Here is a 3,611-nt window from a genome sequence, read left to right on the forward strand (position 1 = left end):
TCTCCCGATGGAACATCCCGCTATGCGGGATAATCCAGCATCTTTAAATCGCATAGCTTGAAATAAAAAAACCTTCATTGCGCCACTGGCGGGATGTGGATTTTCTATCCTGCCTGCCGGCAGGCAGGTTGCAGCCGCGGTCTCCCGATGGAACATCCCGCTATGCGGGATAATCCAATCCAATTCCAGATCATTCAATGCAGTGAGGGGTCAACTGAGAAAATCTGGAGAAGTGCGCTTTCCTGAGAACAGAAATGTAGGACTATACGCACTATCTAATTAATTCAGGATCTTCATTGTATCCCCTATCAATCTGCCAAATATGTCGTAAATTTAAAGTACTACTCATGGCTCAGGAATTACATCATGGCAGGTGCTGTCAAGAAATCGGAAAGAATAAGCTGGTTGATACAGGAGATTTCCGGGATCACAGAAAGGCTTGAGAAATACGAGGTCAAATATTCGGCTGAGCTTGCTGCTGTTCATCCAAAATTTGCAAAGAGCGCTGTCAACCTGGTTCATTACCGGGCTTTGCGAAAAGAGGACCTCCGGCCGATACAGAAGAAACTAGCTAATATGGGGCTCTCCCGCCTCGATAAACCTGAAGGCCATGTCATGGCTAGCCTCAAAGCCAGTAAAGCGATCCTGGAGGCATTGTTGAACGACAGGCCCATACAGGAGCACAAGGCGCATCTGACCTTTAAGAAGAGCAACAGGCTCGGGAAATCCAATGCCAAATCTCTGCTGGGGAGTCGTTCCAAGGGGAGGCGTACCCGCATCATGGTCACACTCCCGACGGAAGTAGCCTACAATTATACATTGGCCCGTGAAATGATCGCCAATGGGATGAATTGTGCAAGGATCAATTGTGCTCATGATACAGAGGAGGAATGGGCGCTGATGATCCAGAATATCAGGAGAGCCTCTGCGTCATTGAACAACAATTGTAAGATCACGATGGATTTGGGAGGTCCGAAGGTCAGAACTGGGATGCTGGAAGAAGGCCCCAGGGTCGTTAAATACAGACCTCAGAAGAATTTACGTGGCGAAGTGATAAAGGAATGCAAGATCTGGATGGGCCCTGAAGCGCATCCCAAATCCAAATTTCCTCATCTTCCTGTAAAGCTCTCTGCGCTGGAAAAGCTCAAATCTGGCGACCGTCTGTATTTTCTGGATAGCAGGAATGAAAGAAGGGAACTGACCATAGCCAAGAAAACAGACAAGGGTTGTGTGGCCCATTGCTTTAAGACCTGTTATCTGGAAACAGGGATGAAATTGTATAAAGACCCGGATTTTTCTTCCCCTCCCCTGTCAGTGGGGGTACTGCCGAGGGCAGAATCTTTCCTGACTTTGGGCAAGGGCGATTTATTGCGATTACATAAAGATGCCGTTCCCGGTGGTTCAGGGTATAAAGACGAGAAGGAAAATGGGGTTCGCCACGCTCATATCTCCTGTACATTAGAGGAGGTATTCGGGCAGGTCAAAGAAGGGGAGCAGGTGTGTTTCGATGATGGAAAGATAGAGGGAGTCATACAGAAGGCGGATCAGGATGAAATACTGATTGAGATTACAAAAGCAAGGAAAAAGGGAAGCAAGCTAAGGGCCGATAAGGGTATTAATTTCCCAGGGAGCCATTTAGATATTAAGGGATTGACCATCAAGGATAAAAAGGACCTGGCCTTTGTGGTACAGCATGCCGATGCGGTCAATGTTTCTTTTGTAAATCGAAAACGTGATGTCCACGACCTGATGACCGAGTTAAAAAAATTGAACGCCCCTGAAGGATTTGGGATCATTTTGAAAATAGAGACTCAAAAGGGATTTGACAATCTGGCCAAGATCATGCTGGAGGCGATGAAGACCTATCCTGTAGGGGTCATGATCGCAAGGGGAGATTTGGCGGTAGAGTGCGGTTGGAATAATATCGGCCGAATTCAAAGGGAGATACTTTTGCTCTGCAGGGCGGCCCATATCCCTGATATTTGGGCGACACAGGTCCTGGAGAATCTGGCAAAAAAAGGTGTTCCTTCCCGGGCTGAAATGACGGATGCCGCCATGGCACAACGAGCAGATTGCGTCATGCTCAACAAAGGACCTCATATACTTCAGGCTATTAAGATGTTAGATGTCGTATACAAGGATATGGAACTCTACCAGGATAAATACGTCCAATTATGGCCCCCTATCGATAAGGCTACCTTACCTGGAGCAATCCGGGCTATTGGTCCACAATAAGGCTTTGTTATTGTGGTATTGACCTTCGATCGGGTGAAGTCTTGAATCTTGAGAGTAATATTTAATGGTACATCAAGGGCTTCGCCATTTTTCTTACCTTCAGGGACAGTATTAGGATATTTACAACCAGAATTGGGCTCTCTTACTTTTTTACATCTTTTGAAAATCAGCATACTCCGCTCGAAGTACGTCATGATTTTCATTTGCTCTTTGCTGGCTTGTAAGAGCGGTAATCAGGAAGTTTCACCTTCAGATTACACAGCCTGGGAAAACTACGCAGGCACCAAGGATGGCAGTCGGTATTCTTCTCTGGAAGAGATCAACCTTTCCAATGTTCAAAACCTGCTGGTAGCCTGGCGGTACAGTTCAGGAGACAGGGACACGTTGAACCGCTCCCAGAACCAGTGTAACCCCATTGTGGTAGATGGGATTTTCTACGGTTCTTCACCACGGTTGAAGCTCCTGGCCCTCAACGCAGCCACGGGGGAACCCCAATGGGTGTTCGACCCGGCTGAGGAAGACAGCGCCCACGCCCAAGACCCCTATCGTTTCTATAAGGTTAACCGGGGGTTGGTCTACTGGCAGGGGGACGCAAAGAATGAGAGTCGGATTTTTTACAATGTAGGAGCCCGCGTTTATGCCATTTCCTCAACTACGGGCCAACCTCTCCGAGAATTTGGAAAAGGGGGCTATATTGAGCTGAGTGAAGCATTGGACCGGGACCCAGGCACTTTCAATCCATTTATCGCCAATACTTCGCCCGGTATCATTTACAAGGATCTGATCATACTTGGGTCCCGGGTAGCTGAATCAGCTGACGGGGCCCCGGGCCATGTTCGGGCCTATAATGTGATCACCGGAAAACGCGAATGGATCTTTCACACCATTCCCCATCCGGGGGAAGTGGGATACGATACCTGGCCCGATAAGGAAGCCTACAAGAAGTTAGGAGGAGCGAATAGCTGGGCAGGGATGTCCCTGGACGAAGAGAGAGGAATCGTATACATCCCCACAGGCTCTGTCGCCGGAGATTTTTATGGAGGCATTCGGGAAGGGGAAAACCTCTTTGCCAATTCCCTGGTCGCCCTAGACGCCATGACCGGCAAATATATCTGGCACTATCAGACGGTACATCACGATTTGTGGGACCGGGATCTCGCCGCCAATCCCAACCTGGTAACACTCAGACAAGAGGGAAAGGACCTGGATGCAGTGGCCCAGATCACCAAGCACGGGTATGTATTTCTCTTTGACAGGGTTAGTGGAGAACCTGTATTCCCGATCGAGGAGAAGGCTGTGTCTCAGAACGCCTTACCCGGGGAAAAGCCCTGGGCTACACAGCCTGTTCCCACCCTGCCGGAACCTTTCGCCAGGCA

General features: G+C 48.8%; 2 protein-coding genes and 1 pseudogene. 2 read left to right on the top strand and 1 reads right to left on the bottom strand.

Annotation, left to right across the window (positions count from 1 at the left end; all coding sequences use genetic code 11):
- Nucleotides 1-198: hypothetical protein (locus ABYP73_RS12280; RefSeq protein ID WP_372974521.1), on the bottom strand; the 198-nt coding region annotated here is incomplete at its 3' end.
- Between the two features lie 168 nt (nt 199-366).
- Between ABYP73_RS12280 and ABYP73_RS12285 the strand changes: the two genes are divergently transcribed.
- Nucleotides 367-2,235 (top strand): pyruvate kinase, encoded by a 1,869-nt coding sequence (locus tag ABYP73_RS12285; RefSeq protein WP_372974522.1) that lies wholly within the window; start codon nt 367-369, stop codon nt 2,233-2,235.
- A 192-nt stretch (nt 2,236-2,427) separates the two neighbouring features.
- Nucleotides 2,428-3,611: pseudogene (locus ABYP73_RS12290) on the top strand (pyrroloquinoline quinone-dependent dehydrogenase); the annotation flags it as partial.

Origin of the sequence: Muriicola sp. (assembly GCF_041567615.1) — a bacterium.
Classification (GTDB): Bacteria; Bacteroidota; Bacteroidia; order Flavobacteriales; family Flavobacteriaceae; genus Muriicola.